The organism is Sphingomonas sp., from assembly GCF_036402235.1.
Classification (GTDB): Bacteria; Pseudomonadota; Alphaproteobacteria; order Sphingomonadales; family Sphingomonadaceae; genus Sphingomonas.
This window is the reverse complement of record NZ_DASWTG010000086.1, coordinates 25,022-47,872: the sequence shown is the minus strand read 5'-3', so window position 1 is coordinate 47,872 and position 22,851 is coordinate 25,022. Positions and strand designations below refer to the sequence as shown.

25 protein-coding genes and 1 tRNA gene are annotated in these 22,851 nt (G+C 68.2%); 12 read left to right on the top strand and 14 right to left on the bottom strand.

The genetic code is table 11. From position 1 onward, the window contains the following. Positions 1-31 precede the first annotated feature (31 nt). Entirely contained in the window at positions 32-580 is a 549-nt protein-coding gene (locus tag VGD28_RS17340) for a CAP domain-containing protein (protein WP_331029606.1), read from the bottom strand. 39 nt (positions 581-619) lie between these two features. Between VGD28_RS17340 and hemW the strand changes: the two genes are divergently transcribed. Beyond that, positions 620-1,756, top strand: coding sequence for a radical SAM family heme chaperone HemW (gene hemW / locus VGD28_RS17335; RefSeq protein ID WP_331029605.1), 1,137 nt, complete (start codon positions 620-622; stop codon positions 1,754-1,756). A 163-nt stretch (positions 1,757-1,919) separates the two neighbouring features. Here hemW and VGD28_RS17330 read toward each other — a convergent pair whose 3' ends face one another. After that, complete coding sequence (locus VGD28_RS17330) at positions 1,920-3,110, bottom strand: penicillin-binding protein activator (protein WP_331029604.1); 1,191 nt, start codon at positions 3,108-3,110, stop codon at positions 1,920-1,922. Between the two features lie 11 nt (positions 3,111-3,121). Here VGD28_RS17330 and rsmI point away from each other — a divergent pair, with 11 nt between their 5' ends. The 4 genes from rsmI (at position 3,122) to VGD28_RS17310 (ending at position 6,189) form a co-directional block, all read left to right on the top strand. Then, positions 3,122-3,958 (top strand): 16S rRNA (cytidine(1402)-2'-O)-methyltransferase, encoded by an 837-nt coding sequence (rsmI, locus tag VGD28_RS17325; RefSeq protein WP_331029603.1) that lies wholly within the window; start codon positions 3,122-3,124, stop codon positions 3,956-3,958. A 154-nt stretch (positions 3,959-4,112) separates the two neighbouring features. Beyond that, a complete protein-coding gene (locus VGD28_RS17320) occupies positions 4,113-4,469 on the top strand; it encodes a YraN family protein (protein WP_331029602.1) in 357 nt (118 codons plus the stop codon). A gap of 124 nt (positions 4,470-4,593) precedes the next feature. Further along, the gene (gshB, locus tag VGD28_RS17315) at positions 4,594-5,556 is read left to right on the top strand and encodes a glutathione synthase (protein ID WP_331029601.1); all 963 of its coding nucleotides are present in this window, start codon (positions 4,594-4,596) and stop codon (positions 5,554-5,556) included. Between the two features lie 33 nt (positions 5,557-5,589). Beyond that, complete coding sequence (locus VGD28_RS17310) at positions 5,590-6,189, top strand: DedA family protein (RefSeq protein ID WP_331029600.1); 600 nt, start codon at positions 5,590-5,592, stop codon at positions 6,187-6,189. Here VGD28_RS17310 and gloB read toward each other — a convergent pair. Genes gloB through VGD28_RS17285 form a run of 5 tightly spaced genes read right to left on the bottom strand, consistent with a single transcriptional unit; the run spans position 6,186 to position 10,003 of the window. Then, positions 6,186-6,914, bottom strand: a complete 729-nt coding sequence (gloB, locus tag VGD28_RS17305) for a hydroxyacylglutathione hydrolase (RefSeq protein ID WP_331029599.1) — start codon at positions 6,912-6,914, stop codon at positions 6,186-6,188. The two genes, VGD28_RS17310 and gloB, sit on opposite strands and share 4 nt — an antisense overlap. Next, positions 6,911-7,987 carry a nitronate monooxygenase family protein gene (locus VGD28_RS17300; RefSeq protein WP_331029598.1) on the bottom strand — a complete coding sequence of 359 codons (1,077 nt, stop codon included), beginning with the start codon at positions 7,985-7,987 and terminating at the stop codon, positions 6,911-6,913. The genes gloB and VGD28_RS17300 overlap by 4 nt, the downstream gene beginning before the upstream one ends. Before the next feature lie 21 nt (positions 7,988-8,008). After that, positions 8,009-8,461: a VOC family protein gene (locus VGD28_RS17295; protein WP_331029597.1), complete on the bottom strand. Its 453-nt coding sequence runs from the start codon at positions 8,459-8,461 to the stop codon at positions 8,009-8,011. 49 nt (positions 8,462-8,510) lie between these two features. After that, complete coding sequence (locus VGD28_RS17290; RefSeq protein WP_331029596.1) at positions 8,511-9,263, bottom strand: tetratricopeptide repeat protein; 753 nt, start codon at positions 9,261-9,263, stop codon at positions 8,511-8,513. Next, the gene (locus VGD28_RS17285; RefSeq protein WP_331029595.1) at positions 9,260-10,003 is read right to left on the bottom strand and encodes an alpha/beta hydrolase; all 744 of its coding nucleotides are present in this window, start codon (positions 10,001-10,003) and stop codon (positions 9,260-9,262) included. The genes VGD28_RS17290 and VGD28_RS17285 overlap by 4 nt, the downstream gene beginning before the upstream one ends. Positions 10,004-10,106: 103 nt before the next feature. On the opposite strand from VGD28_RS17285, the gene VGD28_RS17280 reads away from it, so the two are divergent. Continuing rightward, on the top strand, positions 10,107-11,006 hold the full coding sequence (locus VGD28_RS17280; protein WP_331029594.1) for a tyrosine recombinase XerC: 900 nt from the start codon (positions 10,107-10,109) through the stop codon (positions 11,004-11,006). Between the two features lie 72 nt (positions 11,007-11,078). After that, on the top strand, positions 11,079-11,672 hold the full coding sequence (locus tag VGD28_RS17275; RefSeq protein ID WP_331029593.1) for a superoxide dismutase family protein: 594 nt from the start codon (positions 11,079-11,081) through the stop codon (positions 11,670-11,672). A 9-nt stretch (positions 11,673-11,681) separates the two neighbouring features. Here the strand turns inward: VGD28_RS17275 and thpR are convergent, their stop codons facing one another. Further along, positions 11,682-12,224 (bottom strand): RNA 2',3'-cyclic phosphodiesterase, encoded by a 543-nt coding sequence (gene thpR / locus VGD28_RS17270; RefSeq protein ID WP_331029592.1) that lies wholly within the window; start codon positions 12,222-12,224, stop codon positions 11,682-11,684. A gap of 118 nt (positions 12,225-12,342) precedes the next feature. On the opposite strand from thpR, the gene VGD28_RS17265 reads away from it, so the two are divergent. Together VGD28_RS17265 and VGD28_RS17260 are read left to right on the top strand one after the other, a co-directional pair. Then, positions 12,343-13,089 (top strand): Bax inhibitor-1/YccA family protein, encoded by a 747-nt coding sequence (locus tag VGD28_RS17265; protein WP_331029591.1) that lies wholly within the window; start codon positions 12,343-12,345, stop codon positions 13,087-13,089. Between the two features lie 125 nt (positions 13,090-13,214). Next, on the top strand, positions 13,215-13,487 hold the full coding sequence (locus tag VGD28_RS17260; protein WP_331029590.1) for a hypothetical protein: 273 nt from the start codon (positions 13,215-13,217) through the stop codon (positions 13,485-13,487). A 3-nt stretch (positions 13,488-13,490) separates the two neighbouring features. Here VGD28_RS17260 and VGD28_RS17255 read toward each other — a convergent pair whose 3' ends face one another. From VGD28_RS17255 to VGD28_RS17240, 4 genes are all read right to left on the bottom strand, one after another. Next, positions 13,491-14,804, bottom strand: coding sequence for an amidohydrolase (locus tag VGD28_RS17255; RefSeq protein WP_331029589.1), 1,314 nt, complete (start codon positions 14,802-14,804; stop codon positions 13,491-13,493). A 62-nt stretch (positions 14,805-14,866) separates the two neighbouring features. Beyond that, positions 14,867-15,481: a DUF4893 domain-containing protein gene (locus VGD28_RS17250; protein ID WP_331029588.1), complete on the bottom strand. Its 615-nt coding sequence runs from the start codon at positions 15,479-15,481 to the stop codon at positions 14,867-14,869. Between the two features lies 1 nt (position 15,482). Continuing rightward, positions 15,483-16,268 (bottom strand): 3-hydroxybutyrate dehydrogenase, encoded by a 786-nt coding sequence (locus VGD28_RS17245; protein ID WP_331029587.1) that lies wholly within the window; start codon positions 16,266-16,268, stop codon positions 15,483-15,485. 8 nt (positions 16,269-16,276) lie between these two features. After that, positions 16,277-17,437, bottom strand: coding sequence for a patatin-like phospholipase family protein (locus VGD28_RS17240; protein ID WP_331029586.1), 1,161 nt, complete (start codon positions 17,435-17,437; stop codon positions 16,277-16,279). Between the two features lie 115 nt (positions 17,438-17,552). On the opposite strand from VGD28_RS17240, the gene ypfJ reads away from it, so the two are divergent. Further along, complete coding sequence (gene ypfJ / locus VGD28_RS17235; protein WP_331029585.1) at positions 17,553-18,440, top strand: KPN_02809 family neutral zinc metallopeptidase; 888 nt, start codon at positions 17,553-17,555, stop codon at positions 18,438-18,440. A 16-nt stretch (positions 18,441-18,456) separates the two neighbouring features. Beyond that, on the top strand, positions 18,457-18,930 hold the full coding sequence (locus tag VGD28_RS17230) for a GreA/GreB family elongation factor (protein WP_331029584.1): 474 nt from the start codon (positions 18,457-18,459) through the stop codon (positions 18,928-18,930). A gap of 40 nt (positions 18,931-18,970) precedes the next feature. On the opposite strand, the gene VGD28_RS17225 is transcribed toward VGD28_RS17230, so the two are convergent. After that, a complete protein-coding gene (locus tag VGD28_RS17225) occupies positions 18,971-19,894 on the bottom strand; it encodes a DUF2171 domain-containing protein (RefSeq protein ID WP_331029583.1) in 924 nt (307 codons plus the stop codon). A 240-nt stretch (positions 19,895-20,134) separates the two neighbouring features. Here VGD28_RS17225 and VGD28_RS17220 point away from each other — a divergent pair. Then, positions 20,135-20,210: transfer RNA gene (locus VGD28_RS17220), tRNA-Ala, on the top strand. A 176-nt stretch (positions 20,211-20,386) separates the two neighbouring features. Here VGD28_RS17220 and VGD28_RS17215 read toward each other — a convergent pair. Further along, the gene (locus VGD28_RS17215; protein ID WP_331029582.1) at positions 20,387-22,489 is read right to left on the bottom strand and encodes a TonB-dependent siderophore receptor; all 2,103 of its coding nucleotides are present in this window, start codon (positions 22,487-22,489) and stop codon (positions 20,387-20,389) included. Between the last annotated feature and the right edge of the window lie 362 nt (positions 22,490-22,851).

Sequence of the window (22,851 nt, the reverse complement as noted above, 5' to 3'; positions counted from 1 at the left end):
AAGGGGAGGAATCGCTAAATGTCGATCCGCCCTAAGGCAGCGCCCGCTGTCCCCACACATTGCCCGCGGGGGAATAGCGGCACACCAGATAATCGTCGCGCCGGTTGCTCGCGAGCGCGCAGCCGACGCGCGCCGTCGTCGACCAGATGATCTGGCTGTAGTGGCCGGCGTCGCCGAACTTCCCCGTCCGGCTCACGTTCGGCACCGGCCCGTTCACGAAGTCGCGCCGCTCGTCGATCCAGTGCTGCGCCATCTCCTCGTAGCGATAGGCGCCGCGCGTGCCCGTCCACAGATTCTCGCCCTGCGCCGCCGGGCCGCGCGGCTGCTTTGAATGCTTGAACACGCCGCGGCGGGCGAGCTCCTTCGCATAGCGCTCCGCATCCTCTGCCAGCGCCGGATCCCAGCTCAGCGGCGGCATCCGCACGTTCGCGCGCGCTTCATTGTGCATGTCCAGCATCGTCTCACGCAGCCGCTCGCCGCCGCGCGGCGCATTGTCCTCGAACCGGCGCGGTTCGACCACGCGCTCGGGCGCCTCCTGCGGCGCCGAGCATCCCGTGAGCAGCAGCAACGGCAGCAGCATCTTTCGCAAACCTCCGTTCGGGCGCATAGCGCGCCGCAAATGAACGCTTCCCGACCGCAGCCGCCTTTGGCCCTTTACGTCCACTGGCCCTTCTGCGTCTCCAAATGCCCCTATTGCGATTTCAACAGCCATGTCCGCGACGTGGTGGACCAGGATGCGTGGCGCAAGGCGCTGCTCGCCGACCTCGCGCATGAGGCCGCGCTGCTGCCCGGGCGGCGGCTGGGGTCGATCTTCTTCGGCGGCGGCACCCCCTCGCTGATGCCGCCCCAGACCGTCGCCGCGGTGATCGATGCGGCGACGGCGGCGTGGGCGCCCGCCGGCGATCTCGAGGTCACGCTGGAGGCAAACCCCTCCTCGGTCGAGGCGGCGCGCTTCGCCGATCTCGCCGCCGCCGGGGTCAACCGCGTCTCGCTCGGGCTCCAGGCGCTCGACGATACGGCGCTGCGCTTCCTCGGCCGCGCCCATGGCGTCGATGAAGGGCTCGCCGCGCTCGCCACCGCCCAGCGCGCGTTCCGCCGGGTCAGCTTCGACCTGATCTATGCCCGCCCGGGCCAGAGCGTCGCGGCGTGGGAAGCAGAGCTGACCCGCGCGCTGTCGTTCGGCACCGAGCATCTCTCGCTCTACCAGCTCACGATCGAGCCGGGCACGCGCTTCGCCACGCTCGCGGCGAAGGGCGAGCTGACCATCCCCGACGAGGATGCCGCCGCCGATCTGTGGGACGTGACGCAGGCGCTCACCCAGGCCGCCGGCCTGCCGCGCTACGAGGTGTCGAACCATGCCCGCCCGGGCGCGGAGAGCCGCCACAACCTCGCTTACTGGCGCTACACCGACTATGCCGGGGTCGGCCCCGGCGCGCATGGCCGCCGCGGCGGTCTCGCGACCTTGCGCCACAAGAAGCCCGAGAACTGGATCGCCGCGGTGGAGCGCAACGGCAGCGGGCTTCAGGAGGAGACGCCGCTTTCGGACAAGGAGGTGGCGACGGAGCGGCTCGTCATGGGCCTGCGCTTGACGGAAGGGATCGACCTTTCGGACATTCCGGGGGGAATGGTGGACATGGCGAAAGTCACGAGTCCGAACTTCGACCGCTACTTGTTCCGCTCCGGCAATCGCCTCGCTGTCACCGACGCCGGCATGCCGGTCCTCGAAGCCCTGCTCCGAGAGATCGTCCGCGGCTAGCCCATATCTCCCAAGTCATTGCAAGGGCACATGAATTCACGCGCTCTTGCAATGTTGGATTTCATTTGCTGGCATCAATGGATCGGGTCGTGGCCCGGCTCTTTGACAAACAGGCAAGGTGGAACAAGTTGACACGCGCAACAACGCGCGCGTCAAACTTCTCCTACCGCCCGCCAAATCCCTGCGGTGCGGGGGAAACGGTGACGGTGGTGCCGCCCCGGATCTCCTGCACCTCCAGCGCGCGCTCGGCGATGCCGTCGCGGCCGAAGCGGAACGCGCCGTCGAGGCCCGCGAAGCCGTCGCGGTCGCTCAGCCGTGCGGTGGGAAAGGCCGTGCCCGGCCGCCAGTCGCGCGCGATTCGCGCGGTCAGCAGCACGGCGTCATAGCCCAGCGTCGAGAGGCGATAGGGCGCCGCGCCGAACCGCGCCCGGTATTTGGCGGCATAGGTGCGGTAATAGGTGTCCGACACGCTGGCGAACCACGCGCCGTTGAGCGCGGTGACCCCGCCGATTCCCGAATCGCTGTTCCACAGCTCGGTGCCCATGATGCGCGCGCCGGGGCTGGCGCGGCGGATGCCGGGGACCGCGGCGACCGCGCCGGTCGCGCCGTCGGCGATCAGCACCGCCTGGAACGGCGACCGCGCGAGCCGCGCCACGGCTTGGTTCACCGCGCCGCGGTTATAGGTCTCGAGCGCGGTGACCTTGCCGCCCGCACCCTCGACCGCGCGGAGGAAGGCGGTCGAGGCGCGCTCGCCATAGAGGCCGGTCGGCATCAGGCCGGCGAACTCGGTCACGCCGCTGCGCCGGGCGTGATCGACCACGCGCTCGATCGACTGGGCGGGGGCATAGCCCATCAGATAGGTGCCGTTGCCCGCCACGCTGGTGTCGTTGGAGAAGCTCAGCACCGGCACCCCGGCGCCGCGCGCGATCGGCGCAACGGCGCGCGCATCCTCGGCGAGCAGCGGGCCGAGGATCAGCTTGTTGCCGTCGGCCAGCGCGCGCTGCGCCGCGGCGGCGGCGCCGGTCGCGGTGTCATAGGTGGTGATGCGGACATCCTCGGCCTTGAGGTCGAGGATGGCGAGCTGGGTGGCGTTGGCGAGGCTGCGGCCGACCCCGGCATTGCCGCCCGACAGCGGCACCAGCAGCGCGACGCGATGGCGCGCGCCATCCTCCTCGGGCAGGCCGGGGCGGACCGGGCCGGGCGCGGGGCGGACGGGGGCGGGCTCGGGGCGAGTCGGGGCGGGCGGCGGGCCGGACGGGCGCACGCAGGCGGAGACCGCCAGCGCCCCCGCGATCACGAGACCCCGGAGCAGCAAGGCGATGCCCCGTTGCGGTTTCACTGCTGCCTCTGCCATGACGCTCCCCAATGACACTCGTTCTTGCCCCCGGCCTCTACATCGTCGCGACGCCGATCGGCAATCTCGGCGACCTTTCCCCGCGCGCGGCCCATATACTCCTGAACGCCGATATTGTTGCAGTCGAAGACTCGCGCGTGACGGCTGGGCTGTTCCGCCACCTCGGCGCCAGGCGGCCGATGACCCCCTACCACGATCACAATGCCGAGGCGGTGCGACCTGGCCTCGTGGCGCGGATGGCGAGCGAAGCGGTGGCTTTGGTGTCCGACGCGGGCACCCCGCTGATCTCCGATCCCGGCTTCAAGCTGGTGCGCGACGCCCGCGCGGCGGGGCATGCGGTGACCACCATCCCCGGCCCCTGCGCGGGCATCGCCGCGCTGACCTTGGCGGGCCTCCCCACCGACCGCTTCCTGTTCATGGGCTTCCTGCCCTCGAGGCAACAGGCCCGCGCCGAGACGATCGCCGAGGTCGCCGCGGTCCGCGCCACCCTGGTCTTCTACGAATCGGGCCCGCGCATCTCGGCCGCACTGTCGGCGCTGGCTGAGGGACTGGGCGATCGCGAGGCGGCGGTCGCGCGCGAGATCACCAAGAAGTTCGAGGAATGCGTCACCGGCACCCTCGCCGAACTCGCCGCGCGCTATGCCGACGCCCCGCCCAAGGGCGAGATCGTCGTGGTCGTCGCCCCGCCCGGCGAGGCCCCGCCCGCCAGCGCCGAGGATGCCGACGCCGCCCTCGCCGAGGCGCTGACCCGTTTGCCCGTGTCCAAGGCCGCGGGTGAGGTGGCGAAGCGCTTCGGCCTCGACCGCAAGGCGCTCTACGCGCGGGCGATGGAGATGAAGGGTGGTTAGAGCGGCTCAGCATTCCGATCTTCAATCCTCCCCCGCCAGGGGGAGGTGGCGCGCGCAGCGCGACGGAGGGGGAGGAAACAGGCCGGCAGCGTTCTGGAATCCTCCCCCTCCGTCAGCCTTCGGCTGCCACCTCCCCCTGGCGGGGGAGGATTAGGTGGCGCGCGACCGCCGCCTCGCGGAAAAATCCGGGCGCGACGGCGAGACGCGCGCGGCCTGGTATCTGCGGCTGCGCGGCTGGCGCATCCTCGACCGTCGCGTGCGCACGCCGGCGGGCGAGGTCGATCTGGTGGCGAGGCGCGGCAAGCTCGTCGCCTTCGTCGAGGTCAAGGCCCGCGCGACCGAGGCCGAGCTGGACTTCGCGATCGACGAGCGCCGCCTCGCCCGCGTCGCGGCGGCGGCCGAGTATCTCATGCCGCGCTACGCCGCGAACGGCGAGGATATCCGCGTCGATGTCTTGCTGCTCGCCCCCGGCGTGCGCCCTCGCTACATCGAGAATGCCTGGATCGGGTGACATTTGATGGGGGCACCCCCATGTTCCGTTCGCGCTGAGCTTGTCGAAGCGCCGTCCTTCCCTTTACCCCACCCCAGACAGAACAGCCCTTCGACAAGCTCAGGGCGAACGGAGTTCAGGATACGTGACCAAGCCCCTCACCGTCGCCGTCCAGATGGACCCGCTCGATGCGATCAACATCGCGGGTGATTCGACGTTCGCGCTGATGCTCTCGGGCCAGGCGCGCGGGCACCGGCTGTTCCACTATGCGCCCGAGGCGCTCAACTATGCCGACGGCCGGGTCTGGACCACCGCGCATCCGGTGAGCGTGCAGCGCGTCGCGGGCAATCATTTCAGCTTCGGTGACCCGGTGAAGCTCGATCTCGGCGAGGAGGCCGATGTCGTCCTGATGCGCCAGGACCCGCCCTTCGATCTCGGCTACATCACCGCCACCCACCTGCTCGAGCGGATCGCCGACCGGACCCTCGTGGTCAACGATCCCGCCAGCGTGCGCAACGCGCCGGAGAAGGTGTGGGTGCTCGATTTCGCGCGCTTCATGCCGCCGACCTTGGTCACCCGCAGCCTCGACGAGGCGAAGGCGTTCCTGGCGAAGCACGGCGCGATCGTGGTCAAGCCGCTGCACGGCAACGGCGGCAAGGCGATCTTCAAGATCGACGCGGACGGCGCCAACCTGTCCTCGCTGATCGAGGTGTTCAACACCGCCTATCGCGAGCCGCACATGATCCAGGCCTTCCTCCCCGACGTGGCAAAGGGCGACAAGCGCATCGTGCTGGTCGACGGCGAGGTCGCGGGCGCTGTCAACCGCGTGCCGGGCGAGGGCGAGATCCGCTCCAACCTCGCGGTCGGCGGCAAGGCGGCAAAGACCGAGCTGACGCCGAAGGAGCAGGAGATCTGCGCCGCGCTCGGCCCGGAGCTCAAGGCGCGCGGGCTGATCTTCGTCGGCATCGACGTGATCGGCGGCGAGTGGCTGACCGAGATCAATGTGACCTCGCCCACCGGAATCGTCGCGATCGACACGTTCAACGGCACCGATACAGCGGGCATGATCTGGGACGCGATCGAGCGGCGCGTGGCTGAACGCGGCTGATCCTTTGGGCGGTTCGCGGGTTCATTCCAGTCAGTGACCGAATTCATCCTCAACCTGATCGCCTGGGGCGGCTATGTCGGGATCTTCATCCTGATGACGCTCGAGAATGTGTGCCCGCCGATCCCGTCCGAGGTGATCATGGGGTTCGGCGGCATGGCGGTGGCGCGCGGCGACATGGCGATGACCCCGCTGCTGATCTGGGGCACGCTGGGCACCACGCTGGGCAACATGTTCTGGTACGGTGTGGGACGCTGGATCGGGGTCGCGCGTCTGAAGCCCTTCGTCGATCGCTATGGCCGTTGGCTGACGCTGCGCTGGCAGGATGTCCAGGGGCTCAACCGCTTCTTCCGCAGGCACGGCCTGTGGGTGGTGTTCGTGTTCCGCTTCATGCCGACCTTCCGCACGATGATCTCGCTGCCCGCGGGGATGGCGAAGATGGGGCTGCCGCGCTTCCTGATCGCGACCTTTGCCGGCAGCGCGATCTGGAACGCGGTGCTGGCCTATGCCGGGCTGCTGCTGGGGTCGCAGTTCGAGCGGTTGCAGGACTATGTCGGCCCCGTCGCGATCGGCTTCACGGTGGCGGCGCTGGCCTATTATCTGTGGCGCGTCGTCACCTGGCAGGAACGCCGCTAGGCCTTGAAGCTGTCCTTGGCGGCGCGGCGCTCGGCCAGCTCGGCGACGCTGCGCGCGCGCATGAAGGGGTTGGTCGCGCGCTCGAGCGCGATCGTGGTCGGCACCGTGGCCAGCCCCTGCGCACGCATCGCATCCACCTCGGCCATCCGCTCCGCCAGCGCCTGATTGTCCGGCTCGGCGACCAGCGCATAGCGGCCGTTCGACTGAGTATATTCGTGCGCGCAATAGACGGTCGTGTCGCCGGGCAGCGCGGCCAGCCGCTGCATGTTCGCGAACATCTGCGCCGCCGTGCCCTCGAACAGCCGGCCGCAGCCCATCGCGAACAGCGTGTCGCCGACAAAGACGATCTCATCGTCGGCGAGGTGATAGGCGATGTGACCGGCCGTATGCGCGGGCACTTCCAGCACCTGCGCTGCGTGCGCGCCCAGCTTGACGACATCACCCTCGGCGACGAGCCGGTCGGCGGTCGGGATCTTCGCAGCCTCCGCGGCGGGGGCGATCACGGTGCAGCCGGTCGCTTCCTTGATCGCCGCATTGCCGCCCGTGTGATCGGGATGCCAGTGGGTGTTCCAGATCGCGTCGATCGTCCACCCGCGCGCTTCCGCCGCGGCGAGCACCGGCTCGGCCTGCGCCGGATCGACGACGATCGTCTCGCCCGAGGCATCGTCATGGACGAGCCAGATATAGTTGTCGCTGAGCGCGGAGATGCGGACGACCTCGATCACGGCAGCTCTCCTAGCAATTCGACCACCTCACGCGCCAGCCGCTCAGTGAGCGCCTGTGCGCTCTCCAGCGGATCGCCGGCGAGCGGTTTCCCGAGCGCTGCGGCTTGCCCGGCCCATAGCGGCGAATAGTCGCCACGCCCGTCCGCCTCGGCAACTCGTCGAAGGTCGGCGAGGACGGCGGAGGCATAGGGAAAGCGGGGTGCGCTCGGATGGACCGGGCCGATCGCGTCGATCAGCGCGTTCCGCATCCCGCGAGCGAGACCGCCGGAGAAGAGGTTGGTGACCACCGTCTCTTCCCCCAGTGCCGCGCGGTGCGCAGCCGAGATCGTCGCCTCGGGCGTATGCAGATAGGCGGTGCCGAGCTGGGCCGCGCCTGCACCCGCGATCAGCACTGCCGCAATGCCCTCAGCATCGGCGATCCCACCCGCGGCAATCGTGGGAACAAGCGGAATATCGGCATCGAGCGCGACCTTGGGCACCAAGGCCAACGTCCCCTCGGGCCGGTAGCCGTCGAGAAAATAGCCGGCGTGGCCGCCAGCCTCGAAGCCTTGCGCGATGATCAGGTCGACGTGATCCGTCAGGAAGCTGGCCTCGGCCCTTGTGGTCGCATTGCCGATGATCAGCGCTCCGGCGCGGCGCACTCGGTCCACGAGGCGGGTTTCCGGCAGGCCGAAATGGAAGCTCACGAGTTCGGGGCGCACTTCCTCGACCACCGCGCACATCGCCTCGTCGAACGGCGCGCGCAGGGGTGGCGGCGTCTCAGGCGGCCCGACGCCTTCCTTCGCGTAGAAGGGGGCCAGCACTGCGCGCCACTCGCTGTCGTCCGGCGGCTCGCCGAGCGCGTGACAGAAGAAATTGAGGTTGAGTGGCCCCTCCGCCTGCGCCCGCACCTCGGCGACCTGCGCCCGCACTTGATCGGGCGTCAGCATCGCGCAGGGCAGCGATCCCACCGCGCCGCCGCGGATCGCTGCGGTCGCGAGCGCGACCCCGCCCGCGCCTGCCATCGGGGCCTGGATAATCGGCACCCGCGCCCCGGTCAGCCGGAGGAATTCCTGGACGGGCCAACCCGCCATGATCCCTCCGGCCATGTCAGCTCACCAGCTGCCGGTATTGGGCATCGACGCCCAGGGCTCGGCAGGCGCGAGATGGCCGTCCTGCAGCAGCTCGACCGAGATGCCGTCGGGCGTGCGCACGAACGCCATATGGCCGTCGCGCGGCGGGCGGTTGATCGTCACGCCCGCGTCCATCAGCCGCTGGCAGGTCGCATAGATATCGTCGACGCGATAGGCGAGGTGCCCGAAATTGCGGCCGCCGGAATATTGCTCCGGCGCGCTGCCGTCCTCGGGCGGCCAGTTGTAGGTAAGCTCGACTTCGGCACGCGCGCGCTCGCCATTCGCCTCGATGTCCTCGGGCGCGGCGAGGAAGATCAGCGTGAAGCGGCCCTGCTCGCTTTCCATCCGCCGCACCTCTTTCAAGCCCATCAGCTCGAAGAAGCGGATCGTGGCATCGGGATCCGTGACGCGGATCATCGTGTGGAGATATTTCATGGGACCCTCTTTCGTTTCGGTCCCCAGATAGGATGCGGGCCGCGAGAGTCTATTGCGGCGTATCGAATTGTTTGAGCGCGGCGCGCGCGGCGTCGGCCTGTGGGGTGCCGGGGGCAAGCTGGGCGGCCTTCTCCCATGCGGCTCTGGCGCCAGCCTCGTCGCGCGACATCGCAGCGATGTTACCCGCCTCAAGCTGGACGGAGGCGTCGTCGGCTGCCCGCGTGACGGCTTCCTTGATGTGCCGCTGGGCGAGCGGGAGGTCGCCGGTGCGCCGTGCGAGCGTTGCCGAGAGCAGCCAGGCCATCGGGTCGCCCGGCGCCTTGAGCACCGCCTGATCGAGATCGGCGCGCGCGCCGCCTAGATCGCCCGACGCGACCAGCACGCGCGCGCGGTCGAGATGCGCCTCGCCCAGCTCGAGCCCGGTCAGGTTCCCGGTCGCGAGCGCGGCGTCGAGCGCGGCGCGCGCCTTGGCCGGATCGGCCGCGGCGAGCCAGGCATTGCCGGCTTGCGCCCAATATTTCGATGCGCGGATGTCGCGCGCCACCTCGGCCTCGTGCGCGGCATTCTGGAAGGCGCCGGCCGCGCTGATCCAGCGGCGCTGCGCGGCATAGGCCATGCCGAGGCATTGCTGGGCGAGGAACCCGCCATTGGCGAGCTTCCAGCGCTCCGCTTCGGCGATCCCGCTTGCCGGGTCGCCGACCGCCAGCTCGACGCAATTCTCCCAGCGCTGCTCCACCGGCGCGGGCGGGCCGGTGACGGGTGCCGGCGGCACGGCGATCTGGGCAAGCAGGAACAGCATCATGAGGGGGTCGCGGGATCCGTGCCCAGCAGCTCTTCAAGCACGCGCAGGATCAGGGCGATATCCTGCGGGCGCGACAGGCGGTGATCGCCGTCCTTGACCAGCACAGTCTGCACATCGTCTGAACGCAACAGGCCGGCGAGCTTGAGGCTGTGCTCCCACGGCACGTCGGGATCGCGCTGGCCGTGGATCAGCCGGGCCGGGATGGCGAGGTCGATCGGCCCGTCCATCAGCCGGTTGGCCTCGCCCGATTCCCAGAAGCCGCGCGTCGTGACGGTCGGCTCGGGCGCGTAGATCGAGAATTGCTCGAGCCGGCCCTCCTTCTGCAGGATCGCCTTCTGCCCGGGCGTGAAGCCCCAGCCGGTGAAGTCGGGTGCGGCGGCGATGCCGATGAGTCCCGCCACCAGCTCGGGCCGTGCCAGCGCGACGAGCAGCATGATCCAGCCGCCCATCGACGATCCCACCAGCACCACCGGGCCGGACGTGACCCTGTCGATCACCGCCAGCGCATCGTCGCGCCAGCTCGCCAGCGTCTGCGCCTCGAACGCGCCGCCGCTCGCCCCGCAGCCGGCATAGTCGAAGCGCAGGCAGGCGCGCCCCGTCCCGCGCGCCCAGGCGTCGATCGCCACCGCCTTGCTCCCGCTCATGTCGGAGGCATAGCCGGGCAGGAAAACGATCGTCGGCCCGCTGCCCGGCACGTAGGCGTAAGCGAGGGCGTTGCCGTTGCGGTCGATGGTCTGCATCCGGAGTGCATAGGGCGGAACGCGGCGCGATTGAACCGTGACCGATAGAGAAGTGACCGATGATAAAGGTGACTGGGCAAATCCCCCGCGATAGGGTCGCGCGATGGACGAGCGCCCGCTGCCCTTGCTGTTCGCCGCGCATCTCGCGCGGGATCGGCGGCGCTCGGCGCATACCGTGCGCGCTTATGAGGCGACCGCGGTGCGGCTGGTCGCGTTTCTGGCCGCGCATTGGGGCGAGTCGGTGACGCGGGCGGCGCTCGGGCGGGTGACCGCCGCGGATTTGCGCGCCTATCTCGCCCACCGGCGCAGTGACGGCCTTTCCAACGCTTCCGCGGCGCGCGAGCTTTCCGCGGTCCGCGCCTTCCTCAAATTCGCGGCCGGCGCAGAGGGGGCAGCAGACCTACCGCGGCTGCGCGGCCCGCGCGTCAAAAAGGGCATCCCGCGCCCGATCGCCCCCGACGAGGCGGTGGCGCTGGCCGAAGAGGTCGCGGACGACGCACGCGAGCCATGGATCGCCGCGCGCGATCTGGCCGTGCTGCTGCTCCTCTACGGCGCCGGGCTGCGCATCGGCGAAGCGATGGGGCTGACCGGGGCCGTGCTGCCGCTGGGAGAGACGATGCGCGTGACCGGCAAGCGCGGCAAGACCCGCATCGTGCCGCTGCTTCCGCAGGTGCGGGACGCGATCGAGGACTATGTCCGCCGGTCTCCCTATGGCACCGCGCCGGGCGAAGCGCTGTTCCGCGGCGCGCGGGGCGGGCCGCTCTCGCCCGCGATCATCCGCCGGTCGGTGCGCGCGGCGCGGGCAAGGCTGGGGCTGCCGCCGCGCACCACGCCGCACGCGTTGCGTCACAGCTTCGCGACCCATCTTCTCGGCCGCGGTGCCGATCTTCGCGCCTTGCAGGAGCTGCTCGGTCATGCGAGTCTCAGTTCGACGCAGATCTACACCGCGGTCGATGCGGCGCATTTGCTCGACGTCTATCGCAACGCTCATCCCCGGGCGTGAGGATCATGGGTCAGGGAACCTTCGCGGCATCTTGGCCATTGCGTTTGTTCGGTTTGAAACAGGAGGCCTTGAATGATTCGATATGGCTGCGCGCTTGCCGCGCTGGCGCTTGCGACCACCGCATGTGGCGGCGTGACCACCCCGCCCGCGAACACCGGCGAGCCCGGCAATACCGCGCTGCCGGTCGAGAATGAGGCGCTTCCGATCGAGAACGGCTCAGAGGCCGCCGACACCGCTACCGCGACGCTGCAGAAGGCAGATGGGACCGCGGCAGGCAGCGCGATCGCGAGCGTGACGCCCGAGGGGCTCAGCGTCTCGGTCTCGGTCACCGGGATCACGCCCGGACAGCATGGCGTTCACGTCCACATGACCGGCAAGTGCGAAGGTCCGGCCTTCACCAGCGCCGGTCCTCACTGGAATCCCGGCAACGCCAAGCACGGCCTCGAGAATCCCGATGGCGCGCATGCCGGCGACATGCCCAACCTCACCGTTGCCGACGACGGCACCGGCACGCTGACCTTCGTGCTCAAGTCGGGCACGCTGGCGCAGTTGCTAGATGCCGACGGCTCGGCGTTCGTGGTGCATGCCGGGCCGGACGACCAGAAGACCGACCCGTCGGGCAACAGTGGCGATCGCGTCGCCTGCGGCGTGTTCGCGGCGGGCTGAATTGATGCGCTATGGGCCGGTCAGCGGGTAGCGCGCGACCGGCTCGTAGCGTGCGCCGCCATGGCCGAGGCGGCTCTCGTAGAGGATCGTCGCGTCGATCGTGAAGGGTTCGCTGGCGAGCGCTGCATGCTCGGCGAGCCAGCGATCGACCGGTCCTGCCGATGCCGACATGCGCGCCAGCGTGATGTGCGGGAGATAGGCGCGTCGCTCCGGCTCGAGCCCGGCGCGCACGACCGCGGAATCTACCTTGCGGTGGAGCGCGGCGAGCGGCTCGCGCGGCGCTACGCCGGCCCAGACCGCATTGGGCTTGCCCCGCCTGTCGTCGAATAGCCCGCAACCGGCCAGCCGCAGCTCGATCGGGGCATAGCGGACGGATTGCAGCGCCGCCGCGACATCTTCCGCCGCATGCGTCCCCACCTCGCCGATGAAGCGCAGCGTCAAATGGAGTTGCTCGTCGTCCTGCCAGCGCGCGCCCGGCACGCCACCCATCAGGCCGAGCAGGCGCTCGCGGATCGCCCGCGGCGGGCGCAGCGCGACGAACAGGCGATGCATGACGACAACCTTAACCCTTTACGTCCCGCGGCGCGATGCCGGTTTTCCTTGAAAACGGGGCGCCAAACCATGATATTCGGTCATATCCGGTGAGATGCACCGGGCAAAGGAGTTTGAGATGGCTAATTGGTCTGACCCCCAGACGACCGCCGCGCCGTACGCGACGGCCGCAGGTACGCGCGATGCCGCGTACGATGCGGGGCTGCGGTCCTACATGCTTTCGGTCTACAACTACATGGCGTCGGGCGTGCTGCTCAGCGGCGTCGTCGCCCTGCTCTTCGCCTGGGGCGGCGAAAGCTCGATGGCCTATTCGGTGTTCGCCAATGGCGGACCGCTCGCCTGGCTGATCATCCTGTCGCCGCTCGCCATCGTGTTCGCGATGAGCTTCGGCCAGAACAAGATGTCCACCGGCACGCTGCAGGCGCTGTTCTGGGGTTTCGCGGTCCTGATGGGCCTGTCGCTCTCGACGCTGCTGCTGCGCTATACCGGCGCCTCGGTCGCGCAGGCGTTCTTCGCGACGGCGGCAGGCTTCGCTGGCCTCAGCCTCTACGGCTATACCACGAAGCGCGACCTGTCGGGCATGGGCAGCTTCCTGATCGTCGGCCTGATCGGCCTGATCGTGGCGAGCATCATCAACATCTTCACCCAGTCGAGCACGCTGTCGCTGATCATCAGCTTTGCGGGCGTGCTGATCTTCGCCGGCCTCACCGCCTATGACACGCAGCGTATCAAGAGCATGTACGCCTATGTCGCGGGCACCGACATGGTGGGCAAGGTCGTGATCATGAGCGCGCTGTCGCTCTATCTCGACTTCATCAACATGTTCCAGCTCCTGCTCAGCATCATGGGCAGCTCGCGCGACTGATCGTTGCGGAACGACGGAAACGGGAAGGCCCGGCCAGTGATGGCCGGGCCTTTTTCGTTGCGGATGCGCAAAGGAACACGGGTTCGACGCGCGCGTTTTCAACTCGATAGACCCGGAGTTGGAACATGCACGACGACGCACAGAAGGACGAGGACAAGAGCGCCGTGAAGCCCGGCGACGCAGGCACCGATGCTTCGATCGAGGAACGGCTCGAGAAGAATCCGGAGAGCAAGCAGGCGCGGCTTGATCGTGCGCTTGACGAATCGATGGATGCTTCCGATCCGCCCGCGACGACTCAGCCGGTCCATTCGCACCAGCCCCCGCCTTCCTCGGGCTATGACGAGGAAAAGGAGCGCAAGCTCGCCGAGGAACGCCGCCAGAAGGCGGAAAGCGAGTAGCCTTCAGGGCTTGAGCAGGTCGAGTGCCGCGGCGGTCATCGCTTCCGCCGCGGTGCCGATCACCTTCTCGGCATCCGGCGCCCATTTCGAGCTGTGCAGCGAGGGCAATCCCTTGCCCCCCGACGCCTTCGCCGCATCCCATTTGTCCTGCGGCACCCCGCCGACCCAGTAGATCACGCTCTGGATGGACGGATCGGCGATATGGTAGCGGCCGAAATCCTCGCCCGCCATGGTCGGCGCGATGTCGGTCACCCGATCCTTGCCGAAGCGTGCGGTGAACAGCGTCTTGAGTTCCCCCGCGAACGGATCGGTGCTCACCGTCGGCGGGGTGAAATTCTCGCGGATCGTCACCACCGGCATCTGCGCATCGGGAAGCCCCGCGGCGATCGCCTCGCCCCTGGCGATGCGCGCGATGCCGTCGAGCAGCTGCTTGCGCACCTCGGGCGTGTAGGCGCGCACGGTGAGCAGCAGCAGCGCCTGCTCGGGGATGATGTTGTGCCGCGTACCGCCCTGGAAGCTGCCGACGGTCACCACCGCGGACTCGAGCGGGTCGATCTCGCGGCTGACCAGCGTCTGCAGCGCCGAGACGATCCGCGCGCCGAGCACGATCGGGTCCTTGGTCGTCGCGGGATAGGCGCCATGCCCGCCCACGCCCTTGACCGCGATGTCGACCGAATCGACGCTGGCGAAGGTCGGGCCGGAGCGGATGCCGATCGTGCCCGCGGGCAGCGCGGCGCTGTTGTGGAAGGCGATGGCGTGGCTCGGCTTGCCGAAGCGGGCATAGAGCCCGTCATTGAGCATCGCGATCGCGCCCGCGCTGTTCTCCTCGGCGGGCTGGGCGACCATGACGATCGTGCCCTTCCACTTGTCCTTCATCGCCGCCAGGTTGCGCAGCGTGCCGACCCAGGCGGTCATGTGCGTGTCGTGCGCGCAGGCATGCATGATGCCGGTCTCCACGCCTTCCGGGGTCTTGCCGCGCACCTTGGATGCGAAAGGCAGGCCGGTCTCCTCGGTCACCGGCAGCCCGTCCATGTCGGCGCGGATCAGGATCGTCGGCCCCTCGCCATTCTTCATCACCGCGACCACGCCCGTCCCGCCGACCTTCTCGGTCACGGCATAGCCCGCCTTGCGCGCCTCGGCCGCCATGCGCGCGGCGGTCTTCACTTCATGCTGGCTGAGCTCGGGCGCGGCGTGCAGCTCCCGATAGAGCGCCATCAGCGACGGCAGCTCCTTCGCGGTGGCATCGCGGACCGGATCGGCGGCGGCGGGAAGGGCGAAGGCGAGGCTGCTCGCGGCGGCGATGAGGAAATGCTTCATGACTAGTTAGCCTAAGGAGAGCGCAGGACGGCGCAATGCCCAATCGCGGGTAAGCGGCGGGTTCAGGCGGGGACCAGCTCGATCACGTCGAGCTGCGATTCAAAGGTCGGCCATGGCAGCACCAGCCGCCAGCGCGTGGCGCCGACGCGCTCGATATAGCCCGCCATGTCGCGCTTGATGTCCTGCCCGTAGGTCAGCGGAATGGTCTCATCGCCCAGCTCGAGCGCGCCGAGGAAGATCACCCGGGTGTCGCTCTCGGCGTAGATCCTGCCCATGGGGCGCTGCAATCCGTCGAGCTTGGCGAAGCTCGGCAGCTCGCCCTCGCCGATGCGGCAGCTGAACCAGGGGAGCGCGGTGAAGTCGCGCATCTCCGGCAGCTGGCCACCCAGCTTGAAGGTGCGGCACTTATAGTCCCCCGCGGGCGGCATCGCGCGGCTCAGCGCCTGATCGGGCTCGAACAACGGCCCCTGCTCGGCGATCGCCGCGGCGTCGGCCTTGCGCGCCTCGGGCAATGCCGCGACCCACGCCTTGCGCCAGTTGCGCAGCCGCTCGCGGTCCTGATCGGTGGTGATCATCCGCCAGCGCGTCTCGGGTGCTTCCTTGACGAGCTGGAGGGTTCCGTCCTTTGCGCAGGCGGCGAGCGAGAGGGCGATCAGCGCGGTGGGGGCGATACGCATCTCAGGCGGCCGTCCAGCCGCCGTCCATCGCATAGTTCGCGCCGGTGATCGCGCTCGCTTCATCGCGACAGAGGAAAACCAGCAGCGCGGCGACCTGTTCCGGCTGGACGAACTGCTTGGTCGGCTGCGCGGCGAGGAGCACGTCGTTCATCACCTGCTCGCGCGTCATGTTCCGCGCCTTCATCGTGTCGGGAATCTGGTTCTCCACCAGCGGCGTCCAGACATAGCCGGGGGAGATGCAGTTGACCGTCACGCCATCGGTCGCGGTCTCCAGCGCGATCGTCTTGGTCAGGCCGGCGATGCCGTGCTTGGCGGCGACATAGGCGGACTTGTTGGGGCTGGCGACGAGGCTGTGGGCGGAGGCGGTGTTGATGATCCGTCCCCATTTGGCGGCCTTCATGTGCGGCACCGCGGCGCGCATCATGTGCCAGGCAGCGGAAAGGTTGATCGCGATGATCGCGTCCCATTTCTCGGGCGGGAAATCCTCGATCGCAGCGACATGCTGGATGCCGGCATTGTTGACGATGATGTCGGGCCCGCCGAGCTCGGCATGGCAGCGCTCGACCATCGCATAGATCGCGTCGGGCTTGGACATGTCGGCGCCGTCGTACAGCGCCTTCGCCCCGCTCAGCGCCGCGAGCCCGGCGCGCTCGGTCTCGATCGCGGCGGCGTCACCGAAGCCGTTGATCATCACGCTCGCCCCCTCGGCGGCAAGCGCCTTCGCGATGGCGAGGCCGATGCCCGAGGTCGAGCCGGTGACGATGGCGGATTTGCCGGAAAGGAACATGTCGACTCCTAGCTTCGCTTTGGCGTCAGATCGAACGCCGCATTGTGCCCGTCAATGATGTTGCTGGCGACGAGACGGGCATTCGCCATCGTCTCCCTGACCGACAGGCGGCCGGATTCCCAATGCTCGCGCATCGATCGCGCGGAGAATTCAAAGTCTCGGCTGCCGCCTTCCCAGGCATTGGCGCGATAGATCAGGTGGACCAGACTCACCGGCTTCTCGTCCGCCGCTTCGCGGAGCGCCGCGACATCGGGATCGTCGCGCAGCTCGGGCGGGAGCTTGGCCAGCACCTTGCGGATCGCCTCGCGCTCCTGCCGCAGCCGCATCCGCTCGGCCGAGACCTGGCGGGTGCGGCTCGAGAAGCGGATCTCCTTCTCGCGCGCCAGCGCGTCGGTGATCGTGCGCGGCATCACCGCGGCGGACGAGAAGAGGTCGACCTGGAACACCAGCATCGGCTCGGTCTGGTGATCGAGCACATGGGTAAGCGGGGTGTTCGAGACGAGCCCGCCGTCCCAATAATATTTGCCGTCGATCTCGACCGGCGGGAGTCCCGGCGGGAGCGCGCCCGAGGCCATGATGTGGCGCGCGTCGATCCGTTCCTGCGTCGTGTCGAAATAGCGGAAATTGCCGCTCTCGATCTCGACCGCGCCGACCGACAGCCGCACCGGCCCGCTGTTGAGCAGATCCCAGTCGATCAGCGAATCGAGCGTCGCCCTCAGCGGCCCGCTGTCGTAGAAGCTCAGCGCCTCGCAGCTTCCCGGCGGCGAGAAGACCGGCGGGATCAGATGCGGGCGGAAGAAGCCCGGCACGCCCTGTGCCAGCACCATTGCGGCGGACCATTCGTGCACCGCCTCGCGGATCTCGTCCTGCGGGAAGATCGGGAAGCTCGGCAGCGCGCTTGTCACCTGATCCCAGAAGGCGGCGAGCCGCTCGGCGCGGCGCTCGGGCGAGTTGCCCGCGACGATCGCGGCATTGACCGCGCCGATCGAGATGCCGGCGACCCAGTCGATCTCGATCTCCGCCTCGGCCAGCTCCTCGATCACCCCGGCCTGATAGCTGCCCAGCGCACCGCCGCCCTGCAGCACCAGCGCCACGCAATCGGGAAGCGGCAGCGGACGCTCGCCCTTCGAATTGCGCCCCGGTCTGCGGTGGGGTTCGGCATCGGCCATATACCGGTCATGCCGCGGTGCAGCGCGAAGGGCAATCGCGCATATTGCAAATCGGCGTGCAACGGGCGGCAAGCTGGGGCATTGTCAGACAGGAAACGAACAAGGGGTGCCCGTCATGCGGCTCGACGATCTCGATCCCAGCGAAAATGTCCGCGATCTCGGCCAAGGCAGCGGTGGTGGCGGCTTTGGTGGGGGCGGGGGTAATATCCTGCTCGGCCTGCTGCCGATGCTGCTGGGCAGCCGGCTGGGCTGCGGAACGATCGCGCTGATCGGAATCGGCGTCGCGATCTTCATGGCGATCGGCGGCGGGGGCGGGCTGCTCAGCGGCGGCGTGGCGCCCGGCGGCACGGGGCAGCAGCAGGTCGGCCAGAACAAGGCGTGTGATACGCCCGAGGAACTGCAGTCGTGCCGCATGCTGCGCAGCACCGAGCAGACCTGGAGCCAGCTGCTGCAGGGATACCGGCCGCCGGTGCTGAGCTTCTATCAGGGCAGCGTCCAGTCGGGCTGCGGCAACGCCTCGTCTGCGGCAGGGCCTTTCTATTGCCCGGCGGATCAGGGAGTCTATCTCGACACCAGCTTCTTCCGCGAGCTCGAGAACCGGTTCGGCGCGGCGGGTGATTTCGCCCGCTACTATGTGATCGCGCACGAGGTGGGGCATCACATCCAGAACATCACCGGCACGATGGAGAAGGTGCGCGCCGCGCAGGCGCGGATGAGCCGCGCGCAGGGCAACCAGATGTCGGTGCGCGTCGAGCTTCAGGCCGATTGCTATGCCGGCGTGTGGGCCGCGCGAAACAAGGACCGGCTCGAGGCCGGCGATATCGAGGAAGGCATGCGCGCCGCCAACGCGATCGGCGACGACACGCTCCAGAAACAGGCGCAGGGCACGGTGGTGCCCGAGAGCTTCACCCACGGCACCTCGGCGCAGCGCATGCAGTGGCTGCGGCGCGGGCTGGAGACGGGCGATCCCGCGCAGTGCGATACGTTCAGCGGCGCGATCTGATGTCGCATCCTCTGCCATGAGCGTCGCGTTCCGAAGGGAGAGCGACGAGGAGCACAAGGAACCGCGCTTCGAGCTGCCGATCCCGCCCGGCCCCAATCTGGTCACGGTGCGTGGGCTGAAGCTGATCGACGCGCGCGTCGCCGAGCTGGAAGCGGCGGTCGCGGCGGAGCCGGACGATGCGGCGCGTGAGGCGTTGCGCCGCGACCTGCGCTACTGGCACACGCGCCAGACCACCGCCGAGCTGGCGCCGGTGCCAGGCGGCGATGCCGTTGCGATCGGATCGCGCGTGCGCTTTCGCCTGAACGGGCGCGAGCGGCGGATCGACATCGTCGGTGCGGACGAGGCCGATCCGGCCGCCGGCCGCATCGCCTTTCAGGCGCCGCTCGCCGCCACGCTGATCGGCGCGGAGCCGGGCGAGCGGGTGGATTTCAACGGAAAGCCCGAGGCGATCGAGGTGATCGCGACGCAGGCTATCCCGGAAACGGAATAGCAAGGCGCGGACGACCCGTCCGGGCCTTGCCTTCAGCCGCTCAATAAGTGCCCGAGAAGCTCCGGTTGAGATAATGCGCGCCGCGATTGTCGTCGCGCTCGCCGAACAGCGCGCCGCTGCGCTCCTCGTCGCGCCACGCGGCCTGGGCTTCGTCCGCGGTCTTGCGGATCGTCACCTTGTCGTCGACCGTATCGATCCAGCGCGACGGGATCGAATGGTGATGGCCGCCGGCATCGGGATCGCTTTTGGTCAGGATGATGCGGTCGCCGCGTACCTTGTCGACGGTGCCGACATGCTGACCGTCGGAGCCGAGCACCTCCATATGCTCGGTCACGCGGGCGAGCGCGCCGCGCTGGGTCTGGCGTTCGCTGCGCCAGCTGCCGAATTCGTTCTCGAAACGCGTCGCATTCTCGCGGCGATACTCGTCATAATCGCGGTCGAGCTCCTCGATCTGGCGGCGGCGCCAGCCCTGATAGTCGTCGTCGCGGTTCCAGCGATTGCCGTAGCGCTCGTCATAGCGCGCATCCGCAGCCCGGCGCCGCTCGGCCTCCTCGTCGCCGAACCACGAGCGGACCTCGTCGCCCGCGCGGCTGAAGAAGTCGCGGTCCTGATAGGAATAGCCTTCCGGCCGGCGGGCGCGGTCGCTCCGCGGTTCGGCCTGCCGGCCATAACCGCCACTGCCATAGCCGCGATAGCCACGCGCTTCGCTGCGGTCGTCGCGCCAGTCGCGCCCGCCGTAGAATGGGCGGCTTTCGTCGCGACCGTAACCCGATCCGTAATCGTCGCGATTGCGCCACGCTTCGCGCCCGCGATCCAGCTCGCCCGATGCGGCATATTCGCGCGCGCTCGAACGATAGCGATCGCGGTCGGGGTCGTAGCCATAGCCGTAGCGGCGCGACGCTTCCTGGTCGCGCGTGCCCCAGACATCGTCATTGCCGTGATTGGGGTAAGGTTCGTAGCCCATTGGAAATCCTCCTCTTTCATCGGAATTCCGGGCGCGGGAGCGGCCCCGCGCCCCCACGGATGAAAGAAGGATCGGGAGGGGCATTTGTTCCGGCGGATCGGGAACGGCTTGCGGTGAAGGGAAGCAATCCGCCGCCGGGCCGGAAAAGCGCGCGCCGACCGGCAAAAAGCGCATCAGGCCGTTGCATCGGGGCAGGAGGGAAGCTAGAGGAACCGCCTTCCGGCAATGCCGGGGTGGAGCGGGGCTGTAGCTCAGATGGGAGAGCGCTGCAATCGCACTGCAGAGGTCAGGGGTTCGATTCCCCTCAGCTCCACCAGCCGCTATGAGCCCATGTCCGCCTGCATGATTTGCCCGGCAAAAGGCGGGCAAAGCTAACCCAAAGGCTTCGCACGGCGTGTCGGCGACCTGATCCGTGCCGTGCGTTCGAGGGGATCCCATGCTCCGATTATCATGGTCATGAGCGCCATCGCCACTTGGCTGGCTTCAACCGGCTCAGAACCGGAAGCCCACCGTCGCCATCACGTTGCGCGGTGCGGCCATGAAGCAATCGCCGCGCGCCAGGCAGGAGGCGAAGGCCCGTTCGTTCAGCAGGTTGGTCGCATTGATCGCCAATCGCCACTTGTCCCAGCTGATTTCCGCCAGCGCATCGACCGTGGTGCGCGACGGCGTGACGAGCGCGTAGAGCGTTCCGGCCGGGATCGACGGATTGAGGCCATAGGGATCGAGCGGTCCCGTCGACTTGCTCTCCCCGCTATAGACCACGCCAGCGCCAAGCTTGAGCTGCGGCCCGCTCGCGAGGCCGAAGACCTTGGTCGACCACAGTGACGCCGTGTGGCGCGGCATATAGTCGAGGCTTGTGTTCACCTCGGACTTGAGCTCGTTGTAGCCATAGTTGAGCAGCAGCTCGAAATTGCCGGGCAGGATGTGGCTCGCCTCGAACTCGATGCCCCTGGTTGTCAGCTCGCCAGACTGGGTCGTCACGTCATTGGCGAGGTAGAGGACGCGATTGCGCTCCTTGATGTGGAAGCCGGTCACGGTGACCAGCGTCGCGGGACTCGGCTGCCACTTCACGCCGACCTCATATTGCGTGCCGGTCTGCGGGGTGAAGGGAGCGCCCGGCGCGCCGCCCGGGCCGGTCAGCCTGCCCGCGATCGGCAGGAAGCTCTCGGTGTAGCTGAAGAAGGGCGAGAAGCCGGCGCCGATCTCGCCGATGATGCCGGCGCGGAACGTTGTGGCATTGTCGGTCTGGCCGGCCGAGTTGGTGACATGGTCGCGGCGCGCGCCGACGATCACCGACACGCGGTCGAAGAAGCGGACCTGATCCTGCACATAGACGCCGAGCTGCTTCTGCGAGTCATAGGCGAACGGGCCGCTCGGATCATAGGTCTGCAGCGCATCGTAATCGATGTCGTAGAGATCGACCGTCTCGATCGTCGTGGCGGCATAGCGCTTGCCGACCTTGTTCCAGCTATAGTCGAGGCCGACCAGCAGCGTGTGCTCGACATCGGCGCCGGTGTTGAACTTGAGCTGCACATTGTTGTCGGTCGAGAAGACGTTCATCCGCGCGTCGCTCGCATCGGCATAGAGGCCGATCGTGCGGCCGTCCGTGCCATACACCGCGAACGGATCGGCCGGGTTGGTGTAGCTGTCCGCGTAATGCGTGAAATATTCCAGGTCGCTATCGATGTAGCGCGCCTTGAGGCTGATCCGGACATTGTCGGAGAAACGGTGGACCACCGACCCGCCCCCCTGCAGCAAGCGCCCGGCATAGCGGTCCCAGCCAGCCTTGCCGACAAAGGTATAGGGATCGAGCCGGCCCTCGGGATTGCCGGGGTTCGGCCGGAAGGTGCCGACGATCGGCAGGAACTGCGAGGTCGAGCCGGTATCGTCCTCCTGATAGAGGCCGGTCAGGATGATGTCCGTGCTCGCCGTCGGCTGCCAGCGGATCGAGGGGGCGAACATCACGCGATCGTCGGGGACATGATCGACATAGGTGTCGGCATCTCGCACGCGTGCCACCGCCCGGATCGCCAGGCTGCTGGTCAGCGCGAGATTGACGTCGCCGAGCGCTTCCTTGCGGTCATAGCTGCCGTAGACGAGGTTCAGCTCGCCGCCCGTCCGGAACTCCGGCGTCTTGGAGACGAGGTTGACGAGGCCGCCGATCGAGCCCTGGCCGAACAGCACCGAGGCGGGGCCGCGGACGATCTCTACCCGGGAGAAATTATAGGGATCGGAGGTGATGCTGGCATAATAGGAGAAGATGTCCCGCATGCCGTCGCGGAACTGAAGCGCATCGATTCCACGCACGTTGAAACCGTCGACGCGGGTGTCGCGCCCATAGGGGTTGGCGAGCACGCCGGCGGCATATTTTACCGTATCGCTGATGCTGATCGCCCCCTGAGCGAGATACTGCTCCGCTGGAATGACGGTGAGCGGCTGGGGCAGTTCGGTCAGCGGGGTTTCCGTCTTGGTGCCCGCATTCGAGCCGGTGACGACGATCTCCTCATCCTGCGCTGCCGGCGCATTGTCGTCCGCATGCGCGGCCTGGCTCAGCAGCACGCTCGCAAGGCCCGCCGCCATGATCAATTTGGCCATTCTTCCCGCCCTCGCATCTAGCTCGATTTGCGGCGCCTACTATATAATTGAGAAGGATTATCAATAGCATTTCGTTGCGGCAATGCCTATTATCAACCGTTCCCGGCGTGTCGATGGCGAAGCACGACCGCGCCACAGGCGCCAGGAACGCCACGGCGCGTGGCTCAAAGTAGGCACTGGCCGCTGCCGGCGCCCGGTCTATGCGTCGGGCTGCTTCCGCTACACGTCCCAATAGCGGTCACTCAGCTAACCGCCGACGACAGCCTGACGCTGGGCAGCATTTGGTCTGATACGGAGCAGGTCAACCCGGCGTTGACACGCATATTCCGCTGCGCTTTATCTAAAATCGCTTTATTAAAGCG